We start from the raw sequence: 19,425 nt of genomic DNA on the forward strand, positions 1-19,425 counted from the left end.
CTCATAAGCTGAGTTAATCAAATTTTCACTAACTAATGCTACCTTGAGTTGAGCATGGCTTGAAATGTAGCTGTGTATGGTGGTGTGTAGTGTTATGACCACATAGGCATTGTGACGCTGTGATGTCTCTTGTCTAAAAGCAATTAACAGCAAGATCAAAGAGCGCCCAATGTTGGTCTCACCTAACTTATCAAGCCGAGGCAATACATCTTATTTAGCCAATCACAAGCAATGGGGAGGAATTGTGAATCAGTATGTTATTTCCCAAGGACATTGCAGCTCGTTAGGAGCAACTATTGAAAAAGGTGGCGTTAACTTTGCCGTCTACTGCCCTGCTGCAGCTGTCATTGAGTTATTACTGTTCAAGGACGTAGAAGATACTGATCCAACAGTTATTCAGCTCTCATCTCCAATCTATCGCTCAGTTTACTACTGGCACGTCTTTGTTAAAGGCATTGGCGCTGGTCAAGTTTACGCCTGGCGAGTACGTGAGGCCGTTGGCACATACAAGCAATCCAAAGAAAATGTTGAGATTGGCAAAGTGCTTGTGGATCCTTATGGCAAGCGTATGCTCTTTCCTAAGAACTACAAGCGCTTCCAAGGCAATGATGAGGCAGAAAACCTATCTTGTGCTGCCCGCTCAGTTGTCGTTGATACCACCGAATATGACTGGGGTATTGAGTGCGCTCCAAAGCATGATTTGACCAAGACCGTGATCTACGAAATGCACGTTAAGGGCTTTACTGCTCATGAAAGCTCTGGCGTAGATGAGGACATTCGCGGTACTTATCGTGGTCTTATTGAAAAGATTCCACACTTAGTTGAATTAGGCGTAACTGCAGTTGAGCTGCTGCCTGTTTATCAGTTTGATAAATACGACGCACTACCAGGCAAGTTTAACTACTGGGGCTATTGCCCAATGAGCTTCTTTGCCGTTCATGAAGCTTACTCTTCTGATAAATCCATCATGGGCCCATTAGATGAGTTCCGTGACATGGTAAAGGCCCTGCATAGAAACGGCATCGAGGTTATCTTAGATGTGGTGTATAACCACACCTCTGAGGGCGATGCTAACGGCCCATGCTATAGCTTCAAGGGCTTTGATAAGCGTGCTTACTACATCATGAATGATCGTGGTGATTACTACAATTATTCTGGCTGTGGTAACACCTTAAACGCCAACAATCCTGTAGTGCGTAAGCTCATCTTAGATTCGCTTATTTTCTGGCATGAAGAGATGCATGTTGACGGATTCCGTTTCGATCTTGCATCGATCTTGGCGCGTGACTCTAACGGTGCTCCGCTGCCAAATGCCCCTGCCTTGCTCGATATTGACCACAATGTGCGCCTTGCTGATGCCAAGATCATCGCTGAGCCTTGGGATGCTGGTGGCTTATATCAGCTTGGCAACATCGCCGGTTCCAAGTGGCGTGAGTGGAATGGTCAATTCCGCGATGATGTGCGCTCCTTTATGCGTGGTGATGCCCAGTCCATCAAGAAGTTTGTACTAAGACTTATCGGCTCACCTGATATTTACAATGAGCGCGAAATCGATCCACAAAAGAGTATTAACTTCATTACTTGCCACGATGGCTTTACCTTAAACGATTTAGTGTCTTACTCATACAAACACAATATCGATAATGGTGAGCATGGCCGCGACGGTAATGACGCTAACTACTCTGCTAACTATGGCGTTGAAGGCGATACCGATGATGCAAATCTTTTAGATCTGCGTCTGCGTCAATGTAAGAATATGATTGCGCTTACCGTGCTTTCTATGGGTACACCGATGATCCTCATGGGTGATGAAATCTTACGTACCCAAAAGGGTAACAACAACGCCTACTGCCAAGACAATGAACTGTCCTGGATGAATTGGAATTTAGATGAACGACAAGAAGAAATGCTGCAGTTTACTAAGCAGATGATTCGTCGTCGTACCATCCGCACCCGCGTTGGCTCAAATCGCCGTTTAGGCAATTACACCATGCTCCATGGAGCACTGCGTAATACCAAGATCCAATGGCATGGTATCAAACCATTCCAAGCAGACTGGTCTGACAATTCCCACTCCGTTGGCATCATGATCTACTGGGGTCAGTACTCAATTTATGCTTACATCTTCGTCAATGCCTATTGGGAAGACTTAACTGTAGAACTGCCTCCTCTGCCACACAACGCCAAACGTCAGTGGTCCATGTTAGTAGACACTGCAAGCAAGTATCCAGAGGACGTGGTAAATATCTTTAACATGCCACGTCACTGTGCCGGCGACCTTCTTAAGGTAAAAGCCCGCTCCTTAGTCATCATGGTAGCCCCTGCTATATAAGCGCCCGCTCCCATAAGCTCGGCCTGGCACGTAACCATACCTTGCCAGGCCACCATCCACTCAGCACAATCAGCAGCAGCCTTCTTGCAACAAGCTGCCGCCTCTAGCAATTAGCATCTAGCTTTGCAACTAGCAACAAGCATCTAGCTTTGCGACGAGCAAAGCAATGCCCCGCCACACTTAGCTATTACGCTCTGACCTTAAGATCAGGCCTAACGCAAAATACCATCTGCCCTAACCTCAACTAATCTAAGCCTAAGTATTTGTCAGTATGATTGAGCTAAGCTGATAGTAGCCCATGATCTTGCCAAAAGAACCTAAGATCACCAGTGCTTTGCAAGCACAGACCACTCAAAGAGTGACCGTATTAGTCTCTAGCACGGACTTAGTCACACATCTTGACTTGCTTAGGCCTAATAGAGCGGCTTTGATGCTATTATGAGCCAAAACATTTTTCAAACAGGTGCAACATGTCCTTTAAGCCAATTCCGCCATCTGGCAATGTTCAAGACTTGCGTAATAACAAACCAAAAACACAAGAGCAGATTGATCAAGAAAAGCAGCAAAAGAGCGATAAAGTTCGTCGTAATCTGCGTCTTTTTGCTCTGGTATTGGCTGGATACTACTTTGCATCAGCAGGTTACTCTTGGTATCAGCAAAACCAATCCGAGTCTCAAGCTGTTGTAGCTGTCAATGAGCAAAATCCACTTAGAGACCCAGCTGCTTTTCGTGAGACTTTTAACCGTCTGATTAACCAAAAAGACACCTCCTTGCCTACAGCTAATGCCAATGACACCCCTGAGGGCTTTATTGCAGTACTCTCTACCGCTGTAGAAATGAAGGGCGTAGCTCGTCCAAACTCTAAAGAGCTGAATAATATTCAAATTCAAACACGCTACCCTGATGCCTTCCCACCAGAGAGCATTAATGCGTTCCAAACTTTTGTCCTCGCTTGTGAGCTCATGGCCAATCCATCTGCCACACAAGAAGAGGCTGACGCCATCTTAGATTCTCTTGGCATTATTCCTCGCGTTGATGCTAATGAGGCTGACAAGATGTTTGAAAACATGTCAGTTACTAGCTCAGCATATCGCTATGAGACTTACTTTACCTCAGGCCCAATTGATGAGCTGACTTTAACTGTCACCCCACTTGCTCACGAGATGCAAACTACAGATCCTGTAGACAATAGCTCCGCAGCAAGTGAAGCTAAAGAGCAAGATATGGCTGCCGATACACAACAGGATGTATCAGACGTTCCTCCAATGCCTGAAGAGCAAGGCAGCAGCAGTGACGTACCTGAGCTTTAAATTAAAGCTTAGGCAATGCTCATAGCGTTAAGACAGGAACTATAGGCAGCATCCATAAACATAAGCTGCTTCAACCAAAGCCACTTTCTAGCAAAATAAGGAGCCGCCATGAAGCTACTCAAGGTTTTATCTTGGGCATTCTTAACTGCAGCATTTATCTTTGCTGCCGCCCCTTCATATGCTGACGACGATGACGACGGATTCCGTGGTATCGGAGATGCTGCCGCATCCATCTTCACTGGTGATAATGATCGCTATGACGATGACGACGATGACGATGATGATGATCGCCGCTGGGGCCGTGATCGCGACGATGACGATGACGACGACCGTTGGGATCGCGACCGCGACGATGACGATGATGACGACGACGATGATCGCCGCTGGAGCCGTGATCGCGACGATGATGATGATGACGACGACGATTAATCGCTCAAGCATTGATCTGCAATGGCAAATGCAATGACTTTCTCAAGGCTAGTTTCGGTTCATCTGAAACTAGCTTTTTACTTTGTAAGCCCCCAAAAGATCATGGCAAGCACCAAGCATTTATGGCTATAGCCATGCGGCTAAAGGGATTTGATCGCTAAGATTTAGTTTGTAGCGCCTATATAGCAAAAAGCCCCGCAGATGCGGGGCTAATTGATCTTATGGCAATTGACCGGGATAGAAGTGCAATTGCTATGAGATAAGATATGATGCTGAAACTATTCAATTGCTTTCATTACAAGCAAAGCACTTGCAGCATCGATAGAGGCTTGTATTTTTGGCTTAAAGAGATACCTTACCCTCAAGCTTACCAACAAACTCACCACGGCTATCAGCAACACCCTTAACTGAAAGGTTGATTTGCTTTAAGAGCTGCAGCTGAGCACCGAGTTCAGCACTGAAAATACCGCCATCTCGACCAGAGTAGAGCTCGCCAATATCGTGGTATGTACGCTCAGCAGTGAATGAAATATAGTCTTCCTTCCACTTGTCCATATCAGCTACATCAACTGCATACTTTAAGTCTGAGTTGAAGGTGATAGAGGCAATATCGCTAAGAGCAATTGGCTTGCTATCCCAAGCTGCCTTAACAAAGAGCTCATGAGATTGCAGGCTGATGTCGCTTAAGATAGCGTTGTTAGCACCTAACTGACCATTTGGATCGGTGCCCTCACCGCCTACCTCACGGAATCCATCACGCTTGAAGAAGGTATTTACCATACCTGCTGATACTTCAACATCACCAAAGTCATTTAAGCTTAAGTCTTTGTAGAGCTCATTAGAGATGGCAAAGGACTGGCTGTTAAAGCGAGCAGTCTTTCCAAGACCTTCGTTCTTATTACGCTTCAAGTCGTTGTCAGAGAACATGAAGTTAAAGCCAGAACGCACACCAAAGTAATCGTTCTCATAGTTAATTCTATAACCAGCAACGAAGCTATTTACGTCGTTCTCTGAGCCATTTGCATAGTCGATGGCTGAGTTCATGTAGCCTACCATCATGGTGCCGTGAGCACCTTTAAACAGCTCCTGCTCAACACCAGCAAGTAAGGTCACATCAAATACATCGTACTCAGCAACAGTAGGCATATCTTCTTCAACATTCTTATTCCCACGAATGAAGATACCACCCTTAATGCCATTTGAGCCGCCGACAATGGCTCCCTCAGTAAGATCAGAGCTGTAAGATGCCGACATGAAGCTCTCGCCAGATGAGAACTTATCCTGGATCTCATTGAGCTCAATAGCACGGTTGCGCATCTGAGTGTTCAGCACAGCATATTCCTTGTGCTTCCAATCAATGGCCTTGAACATCTGCGAAAGTATCTTCTCACCTACGCCCTCATACATTACGTAGATGTTATTGTCATCGGAGGTGATTGATGTATAACCCTTACCTTTAGCGTCAGTATCTGAAAGTTGAATCGTAGCTCCAGTATTTGTCATTAAGGTTGGTCGTACACGATTTCTTGTGTCGTATGAGAATGCAACGAGGTAAACATCCTCAGTAAGGCTATGAGTACTGCTTTCAATTGCTGCAATACCCTTTGGCAGGAAATTCTCTTCAACCTTTACCCAATTCCATTCACCACTCTCATCTTGAGTGTACTCGAAGCAAAGTCTTCCTTCAGAATATGTTTGTAGCTGCTCATTTTTTACAGCGAGGCGGATCTTACCTTTGTGGTAGAAAATATTGCTCTCTGATGTTTTATCCATAGTATTTGCACCAGATGTCTTATCCTCAATGCTCGGAATTAACATCTTAGATACAGTCCAATTCTCACCGCCATCTTCAGAAACCATAAATCCTGAAGTCATAACAGCCCGCTTTGATCCAGGATTTGCTCCCATATTTTTATCAGTCGCCCAGGCCTGAATAGGTACATAGACTTTACCTTTATATACCATACCGCCACCTGGACCTTGGAATACAGCCGTGTATTGTGGTTTTCCTACAGGATTACCAACATTAACCTGCTTTAGAATGCTATCTGTAAGGTTCTTCTTTTCCCATGTTTGTCCATTATCTTTAGACTTGAACATGATGAAGTCAGTACTTTGCGTTGTTGGAATATTGATAACATCCTGTTCAGGATTTGAACCAGTTGTACCAAGAATAATCTGTACATTAGGTCTAAAACCAAACATGAAAACTGTATCGTTTTGCTGGTCTATGACAACTGCTGGATCTGTCGCTAAAGCAAAGAAGTCATTCTCAGAAACACCGTCTTGTGCCATAACGGTTTTAAGATCTGTCCAGTTGACACCACCATCATAGGAAATCTTTAGACCTAGATGAGTCTTATGCAATTGAGTTTGATTACCATTGCCCCATGAAGTAAGGTCATAATCACCACTATGATAACGAACATCAGTTGCGGCAATTACAATACCATTACCAGCAGCAACCGCTGGAATACGGAATCCAGCATTTGGATATCCTGCAACTTCAGCTTTGTTTTGGAAAAGTACTACACCAGAGCCATGGTAAATTTCGGATGGAGCAAAGTAATTAGCAGACTGAGCAATAGCCGGTGCAAAGGCAAGTGCAGCGGCTGCTAAAGCAAGAGATGACTTCTTCATAAAAGTGATTCTTATGCGAATTAGACGACTATTTGGAGTTTTTCTCCATGTTTTAAAAAATCCTAACATGAATTTTCATAATCGCTTTTTCACATTTGCACCAAACTTGACCCTTTTTTACAGTATTAAAATGTAGATCATCCTGCATAGATACGCATGCGTACAATTTCTTTCTGTATACATCTAGCCAAATATCTTTACAGCATCTAAATACTATTCTATCAATTGCACGCCAAACAATGCCCAATTCATAAATATTTAAAACTTCATTTGCGATTTATCACGATTGCTTAGGCACTTAAACTCGCTGTTTTATCAGTTATTTAAGCCACACATGAACGATTAAAATCACTAATTTGTATGTGTTCGTGGGTAGGTCTTGAGCTTTAGACTCAAAGCATGAGTAAAGCGGTCGCTCATGTATTTGAAGCATCCCCAAAGCAAAAAGCCCCGCAGATGCGGGGCTAATTGATCATATGGCAATTGACCGAGATAGAAGTGCAATTGCCATTCGATAAGATATGATGCTGCTGCTACTCATTTGCTTTCATTACAAGCAAAGCACTTGCAGCATCGATAGAGGCTTGTATTTTTGGCTTAAAGAGATACCTTACCCTCAAGCTTGCCAACAAACTCACCACGGCTATCGGCACCCCCCTTAACAGACAGGTTGATTTGCTTTAAGAGCTGCAGCTGAGCACCGAGTTCAGCACTGAAAATACCGCCATCACGACCTGAGTAGAGCTCGCCAATATCGTGGTATGTACGCTCAGCAGTGAATGAAATATAGTCTTCCTTCCACTTGTCCATATCAGCAACATCAACTGCATACTTTAAGTCTGAGTTGAAGGTGATAGAAGCAATATCGCTAAGAGCAATTGGCTTGCTATCCCAAGCGGCCTTAACAAAGAGCTCATGAGACTGCAGGCTGATGTCGCTTAAGATAGCGTTGTTAGCACCTAACTGACCATTTGGATCGGTGCCCTCACCGCCTACCTCACGGAAGCCATCACGCTTGAAGAAGGTATTAACCATACCTGCTGATACTTCAACATCACCAAAGTCATTTAAGCTTAAGTCTTTGTAGAGCTCATTAGAGATAGCAAATGATTGGCTGTTAAAGCGAGCAGTCTTACCAAGACCTTCGTTCTTATTACGCTTCAGGTCGTTATCAGAGAACATAAAGTTAAAGCCAGAACGCAAACCAAAGTAGTCGTTCTCATAGTTAATTCTATAACCAGCAACGAAGCTATTTACGTCGTTCTCTGAGCCATTTGCATAGTCGATAGCTGAGTTCATGTAGCCTACCATCATAGTGCCTAAAGCACCTTTAAACAGCTCGCGCTCAACACCAGCAAGCAAGGTCACATCAAAGACATCGTACTCAGCAACGGTAGGCATATCTTCTTCAACATTCTTATTGCCACGAATGAAGATACCGCCCTTAATGCCATTTGAGCCGCCGACAATGGAACCCTCAGTAAGATCGGAGCTGTAGGACACAGACATGAAGCTCTCGCCAGATGAGAACTTATCCTGAATCTCATTGAGCTCAATAGCACGGTTGCGCATCTGAGTGTTCAGCACAGCATAATCCTTGTGCTTCCAATCAATGGCCTTAAACATCTGAGAGAATCTATTAGGATCAACACCCTCATATAAAACGTAGATGTTGTTATCGTCTGAGCTAATAGATGTATAACCTAAGCCAGCACCAGTAGTTAACTGAATCTTGGCACCTGTGTTAGTTGCTAATACTGGATCGTTTCGCTCACTACCATTTTTATCAACAGAATATGATACTAAGTAAACGTCTTCCGTGAGGCTATGGGAGCTTGTCTCAATTTTTGTTAAGTTACTAGGAAGGAAGCTTTCTTCAACTTTCACCCAATTCCAATCACCGTTCTCATCTTGAGTATACTCAAAGCAGAGGCGGGACTCATTCTTATAGATACTCTTTTCTTCGTTCTTTACAGCAAGGCGAATTTTTCCCTTGTGGTAAAAGATATTGCTCTCTGATGTCTTATCCATTTTGAAGGAACCATCTAGCTTTGCTTTAACATCCGGGATCAACATCTTGGATACTTGCCAAGTCTTACCACCATCTAAAGACATGATAAAACCTGAAGTACTTATCCAATTAGAGCCAGTTGAGGTTGTAGATGCCCATGCTTGGATAGGCATATAGATATTGCCTTTATATGACATACCGCCACCAGGCCCCTGCAGAACCATGTCATATTTGGCACCAGTCTGACCTTTGTTGATAATGCCTAGCACATCTTGAGTAAGATCTCTCGATGTCCAAGTCTTACCTCTATCATTAGAGGTCATAAGAATTAGGTCTGTTTGCTTTGTGTTAGGCAAATTATCAAAACCGTTATTTACATCACCTGCTGGTGTACCTGGTGTACCACTGTAAAGATGTGAATTAGTACGGAATCCGAGCATGAAAATTGTGTTGCTATTTTCATCAAAAAGAATGGCTGGATCAGTAGCCATATTGAAGAAGTTATTTTCACCAGGTGTTCCGGTTACGTCATGAACCTTTAGTTCTGTCCATGTAAGACCACCATCATAAGAAATCTTAGTGCCTAACTTAGTCTTATATAAGCCTTGCATGGCCGCTAAGTCTCTATATCCGCCAGTGTAGCGAACATCAGATGCTGCGATCAGAATGCCCTTACCAGCAGTAATAGCAGGGATTCTAAAGCCAGTGTACTGATCAACCTCAGCTCCTTTCTTAAACAGAACTACACCAGATCCACGGTAAATGTCGGAAGGTGAATAGTAGGCAGGTGAAAAGTAATTGGCAGACTGAGCAAGAGCCGGTGCAAAGGCAAGTGCAGCGGCTGCTAAAGCAAGAGATGACTTCTTCATAACAGTGATTCTTATGCGGATTAGACGACTATTTGGAGTTTTTCTCCATGTTTTTAAAAAATCCTAACATAAATTTTCATAATCGCTTTTTCACATTTGCACCAAATTTGTCCCTCTTTTGCGATATTCAAATGTAGATCTTCCTGCATAGATATACATGCACATAAAGAGTTTATCTGTATATCTAGCTAAACAACATTAGAACTTCTAAAAACCATTCTGTAGATTGCATGATAAACATCAGCTATTTTGCTTCGATGTTGTAATGTGCTGAACACGTTAAGCCTGCCTAAACTAGGCTTTGAATGCAGAATAAGACTAACAGTATGTTTGTTTTGGGACTAACTTTAAGCTACTCCCAATTTTGTTAATCAAGGATAGTTCGTGGTCTTGTTGTAGTGCTTGCAATTAGCTAAATTAGTCTGAGATTGTCAGACTTCTAAGGAGTGTTATTAATGAAAGTCGGTATTCTTGCTGCAGGTGGCATAGCGCATAAGATGGCCAAAACCTTGGTTGGCTTAAACCACGCAGAAATTGAGCTGTATGCAGTAGCATCACGTTCGCTTGATAAAGCAAAAGCATTTGCCTCTGAGTACTCCATGCCTGTAGCTTATGGCTCATATGAAGAGCTTGCACAGGATGACAAGGTAGATCTTATCTACATTGCCTCCCCACACTCTGAGCATCATCATCACGCCATGCTCTGTCTTAAGCACAAAAAGGCTCTTTTAGTTGAAAAGGCATTTACTGCCAATGAGCAAATGGCTAAAGACGTTCTTGCTTTTGCTAAAGAGCAACATACTTTAGTCGCTGAAGCTATTTGGACTCGCTACATGCCAAGCCGCAGCATCATTGCCAAGGCTATTGACGAGGGCAAGATCGGCAAGGTTCACTCCATCATGGCTAACCTTGGCTATGCAGTTGCGGATAAAGAGCGCATCATTAAGCCAGAATTAGCTGGCGGTGCACTTTTAGACCTAGGTGTCTATCCAATTAACTTTGCCATGATGTTCTTTGGTCACGATTTAGCTAGTGTTTCAGGCACCTGTATTAAGGCAGATACTGGCGTAGACCTCATGGACAGCATCACTCTTACATGGAATGATGGCAAGATCGCCTGTCTGCACGCCACTGCCAATGGCCCTGCAGATCGCAATGGCATCATCTATGGCGAAAAGGGTTATATGGTCGTCACTAACATCAATAATCCTGAGAAAGTCGAGATCTTCGATAACGACCATAAGCTTGTGGAAGAACTTCCTCTGCCTAAACAAGTCTCTGGCTATGAGTACCAGGTAATCTCATGCCTCAATGCCCTCAAGGAAGGCAAGCTTGAGACTCCTGAAATGACACATACTGAGATCATTGAAGTCATGCAGGTCATGGACTCCTTGCGCTCAGACTGGGGTATCAAGTTCCCATTTGAATAGAGCTTAAGGCGATCTAACATCTTGTGCATAGCACTATGATCTATGCACTTAACTCAACCCTCCAACACAAACACGTATTTGAGCGGGCGCTGCTTAACTGCAAGCTTTGTTAAAGCCGCGCCCCTGTCTTATTCCATCCCAAGACTTTGCTCTAGAAAGTCTGCTGCACTCAATGCCACGCCTTTACCAAATATAGTTTGGACACATTTCAGCCCCAAACTTAATCTTGTGATTGGCTAACTCTTACTTTGATAGTGCCATCTTGATTTAGTTCGGGTGAACAATAAACAACGTTTTGGCTCCCATCTGAGTTAATTTTAGCAATTGCTCCTACTTTCCTGAGATCATTGCTAAACACTATGCAATAGCGATATGGTTCTGTTGCTGCATTGCTTTTATCTGAGACTTCTTCATGAGGCAGTGCTGCGGCGACTTAAGCTCAGCGATAGAACCTGTCTTAGCGAATTGAGCTGTGAGAAACCAAAAACCTCATACTGTTCCTGCTAATACACAAAGCGCCCAGTACTGCTTAGCAATACTGAGCGCTTATAAAAACCTATAGTAGCAATGAGCGTATCTGCTAGTTATATGCGTCTGCAGGCTTTAACAATGGATCTGCTTGCATTTCTTCTGATGCTTCTTGACCCTCGAGATCAACTGCCTGCGCAGACTCTTTCTTTAATCTTTCAGCCTCAGCTTTAGCTTTGGCTTCAGCCTCTGCCTTTGCTAATGCTTCAGCCTCTGCCTTAGCCTTTGCCTTTGCTAATGCTTCAGCTTCTGCCTTGGCTTTGGCTTCAGCCTCTGCCTTAGCCTTTGCTAGTGCCTCAGCTTCTGCTTTGGCTTTGGCTTCGGCTTCTGCCTTAGACTTTGCTAGTGCCTCAGCTTCTGCTTTGGCTTTGGCTTCAGCCTCTGCCTTAGCCTTTGCTAGTGCCTCAGCTTCTGCCTTGGCTTTGGCCTCCGCTTCTGCCTTGGCTTTAGCCTCTGCCTCTGCCTTAGCCTTTGCTAATGCCTCAGCCTCTGCTTTGGCTTTGGCTTCAGCCTCTGCCTTAGCCTTTGCCTTTGCTAATGCCTCAGCTTCTGCTTTGGCTTTGGCTTCAGACTCTGCCTTAGCCTTTGCTAGTGCCTCTGCTTCTGCCTTAGCTTTGGCTTCAGCCTCTGCCTTAGCCTTTGCTAGTGCCTCAGCTTCTGCTTTGGCTTTGGCTTCAGCCTCTGCCTTAGCCTTTGCTCGTGCCTCAGCTTCTGCCTTGGCTTTGGCTTCAGCCTCTGCCTTAGCCTGTGCTAGTGCCTCAGCTTCTGCTTTGGCTTTGGCTTCAGCCTCTGCCTTAGCTTTTGCTAGTGCCTCGGCTTCTGCCTTGGCTTTAGCTTCAGCCTCTGCCTTAGCCTTTGCTAGTGCCTCGGCTTCTGCCTTGGCTTTAGCTTCAGCCTCTGCCTTAGCCTTTGCTAGTGCCTCAGCTTCTGCTTTGGCTTTGGCTTTGGCTTCAGCATCTGCCTTAGCCTTTGCTAATGCCTCAGCTTCTGCTTTGGCTTTGGCATCGGCATCTGATTGTGCTGCGGCCTTGGCGTCAGCCTGTGGTGCAGCCGCTGTTTGGCTGTCAGTTGCTGCAGTGTTGGCGGTTGTGTCGTCGGCATAGCCTTCAACTGACTCATCTGCCTCTGGGGTAATGAGCTTTTCGTCTTCAAACTCTGTGCGAACACGACCTTGGTCAACACCAATGCGGCTTAGGATGTAAGAAACTACCTTGACTGAGCCAGCCCATGAGTAGTGCAGACCGTCTTGGTAAACTGGGATGAACTTGCCAACTAAGATCTCGCACTTGCCATCAATACAAATGGCTTCATTTGGATCGATGTAGTTAACTGCCTTATTAAGCTCAGTCTTGTAAGCATTTTGTGGCAGGTTATCAATGGTTGAGACGATATCTTGGTTAATTGGGATATCGGCTAAGTCCTTGTTCTTAGTGCAGGTGAATGTGCTGCGAATAAACTTAGACAATGGATTGTCTAAGGCATGTAAGAACATACAGGTGCTACCAACATCAAACACGGTTTGACGAGGAGTACCAATTACCCAAATCTTATGAGTGCTAAAGTCAACAGACAGTTGCTTTAAGTCCTCAAGCACTGCCTGAGTAAACTCATCTTCTTTAACCTGAGAATTGTCTTGGCGTCTTACTAAACCACTCTTGTAACGTGGCCAGTCTTGAGCAACTACAACCGGCAGATCTGGATACTTTTGTAATGCCTCTTTAGCTGACTCATAGCGCAGCTTACAAGCCTCATCGATATAGCCCTCAGAGCGGCGTGAGACATGGTTTGCATATGAATAGCAACCATCTCTAAACACGGTAATGACATGCAAGCCACGGTCAATGAGGTCTAAGGTGTAATGACGAGCAAAGCTATCGCCAATGAGAATAAAGTCAGGCTTTCTTTGTAGATCACCAATGGCGTTGACCTTGCCATCAAAAGGCACGTCATGACCACCGTATTGAGCGTACTTAGTAACTTGATGATCAAGTCTAAACTTAGCACCGGTAACACCAATGTAGTATGCAGTTGCGGTAACTACAATGTATAAGCCTAAGAAGGTGTAACCAAAGTTTCTACGCCTTTCTACAGCATAGTGCAGCAGGATGCCTAACAGCATGATTGGCACTAAGAGCTCTAAACACCAAACATTAAAACCAAGCTTGGTGATAAAGACGATTAATGGCCAGTGAGCCAGATAAATAGCATATGACCACAAGCCTAACTTTTGGAATACAACATTAGAAAGCAGCGAATTATGGTTATTAGCTGCAATACACAGATAGGCACCAATGAGAGGAATTACAGCCCATAAAGTTGGCCAGCCATGAGCATCATCGATAAATGCCAGTGAGATAGCAATGATGATGAGGCCTAAAAGCTCTACATGCCAAGGCTTTAAAGCACAAACGATGCGGGCTAAAGATGATGCGCCTAAGATGGATCTGCCACGGGCATTTTCTGACTTGAAGCTGTTTTGGAAGAACTGCAGTGGGTAGAAATAAGCTAAGGCACCAAAGAGCATTTCAAAGGCTCTTGATGGCAGAATGTAGTATGAGTAACGAGGGTACTCAATGGTACACCAGGCTGCAAAAAATACACTCAGCGCAGTCAGAATGACTAAAAATCTAGCTAAATACTGAGTCTTTAAGAAGCGGTGCAGAATCAGGATTAAGATTGGGTAGAAGATGTAGAACTGCCACTCAACTGATAATGACCAGGTATGCAAGAATGGCTGATCTAAAGCGGAGTTACCAAAGTAATCGGTCTTCTGCGCAAAGTGCATGTTCGATAAGAACAGCAATGCAGTAAAGCCCTCATACGCTAGACGCTTTAAGTCACCGCTACCGATGAGGAAGTAACCAAGACCCACAAAGATAGCTACGGTCACCATCAATGCTGGACAGATACGCTTCGCTCTGCGCTTGTAGAAGTCGAATAGAGAGAAGTTACCTTTCTCGATACCCTTCATGATGATCATGGTCATCAAATAACCTGAGATCACGAAGAAGATATCTACGCCTAAGAAACCACCTCTAAAAAACTCAACTTGAGGTAGTAGCACATGCACCAGGTGATAAATAGTCACCGAGATGACGGCTATAGCTCTTAAGCCCGTAATGTCCGATCTGAGTTCTTTAGCCATTAGATCATCCTTACCCACTTAGTCACAGTTCTAAAGCTTACTCAAATGTATTTGAACGTGCACAACTACAGCTATGCATGCTTTAGATACACATGTGACCAACACAACACCACTATGGGTGCAAACCGTTATTGCCACTAGAAAAACAGTGCTGCTAACACTAGTCACTTAAGCTATGTCCATGTACTTAGTTTACAAATGACAGTGCAAAATGCTTACTGCTATGCCTAGTTATCTTGAATACGAACTTGTCTTGATTATCTTGCCAATAGCGCAAAGCGCTAATTGCCGCCACAAAGGACAGCAAAGACTACTAAGATTGCCATATTCTAGCCTAGTTTGCACAACTAGCTAAATGGCTGCATCACGCAATTGCAACTGTCCATCAAGACAATGATTAATCGAGCCCACAAGATCTTAGTAAGCTTAGTAAAAGATACTACGCGCTATATCTATGCTGATGTTTGCATTGTAAAGGACGATGGGCAAAGTTCCTATAGCTAAGCATCACAAGCCCCATTTTGACGCGAGATATACGCATAGAAACAGCCACTTTATACAGCCTATTGCTAAAACCTTGCCCTTGTTACAAGAGCCGTTACCGTGAGATGCGGCTAGGTCTTGACTTGCTTGTAAACAAGCCTTTACTTGCTTGCCTTGATATAAGTCACTAGAGCATGTGTCTGCAGTTAACTTTCATACTTTGTATGGAAGCAACAATCGATTGAGTACCTATCCTCACATTGAGCTCTAGCTTGATGGCCTATTCATCTTTTGTGTCTATTGCATTAGATGCAAGCGATTATTCGACAGCAGCGCGGTAATGAACCTATGAATAGCCATGACCTACCCTGATGTAATGTTCTTTAGAGATACAAGGCCTGTTGGCTAGCTTGGTATCTTGGTGTGAAGGTTTGGCTGCTTTGCTAAGCCATGCATGGCTGACAGTGGGACTTAACAATTCATGCATAGCTTGGCTAGAGGCTCAGTTGTGATATAGATTGGCTATCTTAGCTGCTTAATTAGTTGGAAGCTTTGGTCTTGGCAATAACCTTGAGAGCACCCTTGGTCAAATCCACGAGCTCAGCTTCTAAATTGTCAGCCTCGTGATCTGGTAGCACTACATCAAAGTAAGCAATTTCAGCATAGCTCTCATTAGTAATGGTGGCACGATAGCGTGGCAGCATGTGCTGAAACTTTGGAATGTAACGATGCTCAAGACCAATAGAAAGCTTAGCTGCAATCATGCGCTCAGTGGTTGGCAAAGTCTCTAAGGCCTCTTGAACCGATCCTTGATAGGCCTTAACTAAACCGCCAGTGCCTAAAAGCACACCACCAAAATAACGAGTTACTACTGCAGTAAGCTCGCCTACTCCGCAATGTAACACTACATTGAGCATAGGCTGACCAGCGGTACCTTTTGGCTCGCCATCATCAGAGCAACCACAAAAGGCAGTTGAGCCTGGTGCCGTGGCGTTAAACGCAAAGCAATTGTGTCTAGCATCAGAGTAAATAGCTGAGATCTCTTCAATAAAAGCCTTGGCCTCCTCAACTGATGAGGTATGCGCAATGGTGGCAATAAAGCGAGAGCGCTTAATCACAATCTCATGAGTATGGTACTGACCTTTCTTTAAATCAGGCACTAAGTAGCTGTCTTTAGCGCTTTCCTTCTGATCAGCACCTTTTTTAGCCTGCGCCATACCATCTCCTCAATAAACCAAAAACTCTGATTGCAACCTCAGCCATGCTCTAAGCAGCATCGAAACTGTGGCTAGATAATTTCCGCTGCAATTATCCCATATACCGAGGGTATCAACAAATTATGGCAGGGCCTAATGATTCTTAAGAAGAGAGAAGCACTGCAACGAGCAATACATTAAAGGCAAGACAGACAATGAAGTCTTGGTTTGGTTTGGTTTGGTTTGGTTTGGTTTGGTTTGGTTTGGTTTGGTTTGGTTTGGTTTGGTTTGGTTTGGTTTGGTTTGGAGAGATTGAGACTGCGCACGGGCGGGAAACAAAATATTAGTGGACCGTTACGGAGGAGGTTATGACCCTAATAAGGTAGGAGGGCCAGTGCAACTAACCGCCTCAACGATCCACAACTTTGCTTTTCTTGTGGCAGGAGTAATTATAGCAAATCCAAAACTCATTACAAGTACTTTTTGATCTTTTTAGTAACTTTTTTATTACTACTAGTTACAACAATGCATATAAATGCGCGTTTACGCATTCAATAGATTCATTTTATACGCATAGATACAATATTAAGTAACTTACTATACTATTTATAATACAAACTTATAAGACTAAGATAGCCCATGAGCACAAAGCCCGTATTTAAGCCATTTGCCAAAAAACTGATCTTTTGTCCCTGAATAAGCTCACAACCATGCACGTAAAGTGCATTTTTACACCTACAAATTTACACTTAAAATAAAAGGCTCTTTTTGTGTCTAATTCACCAAACAGCATAAACATCAGCTTTTAAACCACTTTTCCCCATGCTTTTTCAGCAATATCGCTCCCACTCCAAACCATCACGACTTGATGATCTCCACCCACCAGCCTCAACATACTGCCAAATAAAATGGCCTATTTACGCCCTTTTGCTAAACACCCCAATCTCACCCGCAAAATATTGCTTTAACACCATCATTTAATTAAGAGGTCACTTTGAGGCCTAATTCACTGTCACCCAACAAAAACTACACTCAAACATGCTCTCATCATATTTTTGATCTTGCCAATGCAAGCTATCTGCGCATAGCTAAGTCCTAACATCACCTGCGTGACTAGTACCCACTCTGCGTGATTGGGCGCAGAGGCTAAAACTTCAGAAAGCTGTAACTGCAACCACTTATTTGCGCCTTATACCCGTAACTTGGGATCCACTGAAAACTTGTTCTAAAGCGTCTTCACCGTTTTCCAATAGTCATTTTGCAGGAGAGAGATATTCCTTGAATGAAGGGTGTATGATTTGACTACTAGAAAGCAGATAAGCCCATGGACTACTGTACTCATATCGTAGGCTAGGTTAAATCTTTCTCTTTGATCAGTATCGAGGTGGATTCTATGACAATGCGTTATATAACCGCAGGCAAGATCTTGTCTTTTGATGAAATGATTGACAAAACAACAGTCTATGTCGATAAGACTCAAGCTGTATGTTTGATGGCCTCTCAAGAGGACGATATTCTGCTAACTAGACCTCGTCGTATGGGCAAAAGCACGTTAGTAGATACACTTGAGTATCTGTTTTCTAAAGGCACAGTAGGCACAGAATGTCTCTACTGCCACGAGCATTGGCCTGATCCTAATCGCTATTTCGTCTTTCACTTTGACTGGAGTAAGTTTGACACATCTTCAGTAGATGATTTTAAGCAAAACTTAAATGAGGAGCTGGATGACTGGGCTTCATACTTAGGGTTTGAAATCCCTACAAACAAACGTTTAGCTAGGCGTTTCGAGTTTTTAATTAAAGCATGCATTGGCAAGCTTAAAGACGAGGCGTTTTTAGCTGCGCATCCTGAGCTAAAGGAGGGTGATCGCCCATTTTGTAGCGATAGAGTTGTGTTACTTATTGATGAGTATGATGCCCCTCTTTCTAGAAACTTAGATAATCCAGAGCTCTTTGAACAGCTACTGCCAATCTACACAGACATATTCGCTACTATCAAAAGTCTACCTTGCTTTCGTATGGTCTTCATGACAGGCGTGTGCTCGTTCTGTCGGGATTCGATCTTCTCAGTTGCTAATCAGTTTATAGATATCAGTCTTGATAGTGATTATGCAACCTGCTGTGGCTATACACGCGAAGAAATTGAGCACTACTTTGCTCCTGAGCTAAAGAAAGCACAAGAGGTCACTAACTTAAGCCACGATGAGCTTCTAAAGGCTATGAGCTATTTTTACGATGGTTATAGCTTTTCAAAAAAGCCCGAAGAACAAACTCGTGTCTTTAGCCCAGTTAGTCTCTCTTTATTCCTTAGCGAACCTGAAGAAGGCTTTAGGAACTACTGGTCTAACACTGGCTCTCAGTCATCGTTCACGCTCAAACTGTTCAAAAAGTGCAATCAATATATTGCACGCAGTTTTTTAAGAGATCTTTACCAATACTCGAGTCATCCACGTATTGAGATTGATGCATCGCTTGAAGATGTAATTGCCTCTCTCTTCCCTGTGTTTAGCTTGGCCGTAGATTTACCTGAGCAACTGCACTCTAACGTAAGCTTGATAAAGACAAGCTTACATAGCCTTTACATTGATCATAGATATATTAAGGAGCCCAGCTTAGATAATGCTATAGCCATTTTGTTCCAAGGTGGCTACTTAAGCATTAAGGAGGTTCTATACAACAATGCATACTTGGGTTTAGCCAATCATGAAGTTGCTTATTCTTTAGCCACTTTCTTAATAGGCGAGCTCAGAAATGAGCGACCAGCACTTGCTGATATCAATCATAAGCTCTTTAGCCTGCTTAGTGAGCATGAAGAAGTATTTGAACGCCTGCATCAAGGTCCTCAGAGGATTGCAGATCTATTAAATCTCATCCTCAATTGCCTTGATGAAAAGCTCTTCCAAGAGCCAAATTACGATGACGTGCTTACCTCGGCTATAACCATGTCACTGATATTTACTGGCTATGCCAAACAGCGTGACGTTAAATCCCTTTTTGGCCCTGCAGATTTAGTGATTTTTAAGGAAGATATTGGGGTCAAAGTACCTGACGTA

At 43.6% G+C, this 19,425-nt stretch carries 9 protein-coding genes; 5 read left to right on the forward strand and 4 right to left on the reverse strand.

Annotated features, from left to right (window positions below; genetic code table 11):
* Positions 1-244 precede the first annotated feature (244 nt).
* The 3 genes from H524_RS0104155 to H524_RS0104165 all read left to right on the forward strand — a co-directional run bounded on the left by H524_RS0104155 (position 245) and on the right by H524_RS0104165 (position 4,071).
* On the forward strand, positions 245-2,332 hold the full coding sequence (locus H524_RS0104155) for a glycogen debranching protein (protein ID WP_245580439.1): 2,088 nt from the start codon (positions 245-247) through the stop codon (positions 2,330-2,332).
* Between the two features lie 470 nt (positions 2,333-2,802).
* On the forward strand, positions 2,803-3,642 hold the full coding sequence (locus H524_RS0104160; RefSeq protein WP_027939313.1) for a hypothetical protein: 840 nt from the start codon (positions 2,803-2,805) through the stop codon (positions 3,640-3,642).
* Positions 3,643-3,750: 108 nt separating this feature from the next.
* A complete protein-coding gene (locus H524_RS0104165) occupies positions 3,751-4,071 on the forward strand; it encodes a hypothetical protein (RefSeq protein WP_084281650.1) in 321 nt (106 codons plus the stop codon).
* 342 nt (positions 4,072-4,413) lie between these two features.
* Here H524_RS0104165 and H524_RS0104170 read toward each other — a convergent pair whose 3' ends face one another.
* Both H524_RS0104170 and H524_RS0104175 read right to left on the reverse strand, forming a co-directional pair.
* Complete coding sequence (locus H524_RS0104170; RefSeq protein ID WP_027939315.1) at positions 4,414-6,711, reverse strand: autotransporter domain-containing protein; 2,298 nt, start codon at positions 6,709-6,711, stop codon at positions 4,414-4,416.
* Between the two features lie 597 nt (positions 6,712-7,308).
* Entirely contained in the window at positions 7,309-9,591 is a 2,283-nt protein-coding gene (locus H524_RS0104175) for an autotransporter domain-containing protein (protein WP_027939316.1), read from the reverse strand.
* A 455-nt stretch (positions 9,592-10,046) separates the two neighbouring features.
* Between H524_RS0104175 and H524_RS0104180 the strand changes: the two genes are divergently transcribed.
* Positions 10,047-11,021 (forward strand): Gfo/Idh/MocA family protein, encoded by a 975-nt coding sequence (locus H524_RS0104180; protein ID WP_027939317.1) that lies wholly within the window; start codon positions 10,047-10,049, stop codon positions 11,019-11,021.
* 580 nt (positions 11,022-11,601) lie between these two features.
* Here H524_RS0104180 and H524_RS16390 read toward each other — a convergent pair.
* Both H524_RS16390 and H524_RS0104195 read right to left on the reverse strand, forming a co-directional pair.
* On the reverse strand, positions 11,602-14,694 hold the full coding sequence (locus H524_RS16390) for an acyltransferase family protein (RefSeq protein ID WP_052338904.1): 3,093 nt from the start codon (positions 14,692-14,694) through the stop codon (positions 11,602-11,604).
* A 1,022-nt stretch (positions 14,695-15,716) separates the two neighbouring features.
* Positions 15,717-16,394 carry a YigZ family protein gene (locus tag H524_RS0104195; RefSeq protein ID WP_044121464.1) on the reverse strand — a complete coding sequence of 226 codons (678 nt, stop codon included), beginning with the start codon at positions 16,392-16,394 and terminating at the stop codon, positions 15,717-15,719.
* 1,372 nt (positions 16,395-17,766) lie between these two features.
* Between H524_RS0104195 and H524_RS0104210 the strand changes: the two genes are divergently transcribed.
* Positions 17,767-19,425 (forward strand): AAA family ATPase (locus tag H524_RS0104210; protein ID WP_027939319.1); only part of this gene is annotated, 1,659 nt, incomplete at its 3' end.

Origin of the sequence: Anaerobiospirillum succiniciproducens DSM 6400 (assembly GCF_000482845.1) — a bacterium.
GTDB lineage: Bacteria > Pseudomonadota > Gammaproteobacteria > Enterobacterales > Succinivibrionaceae > Anaerobiospirillum > Anaerobiospirillum succiniciproducens.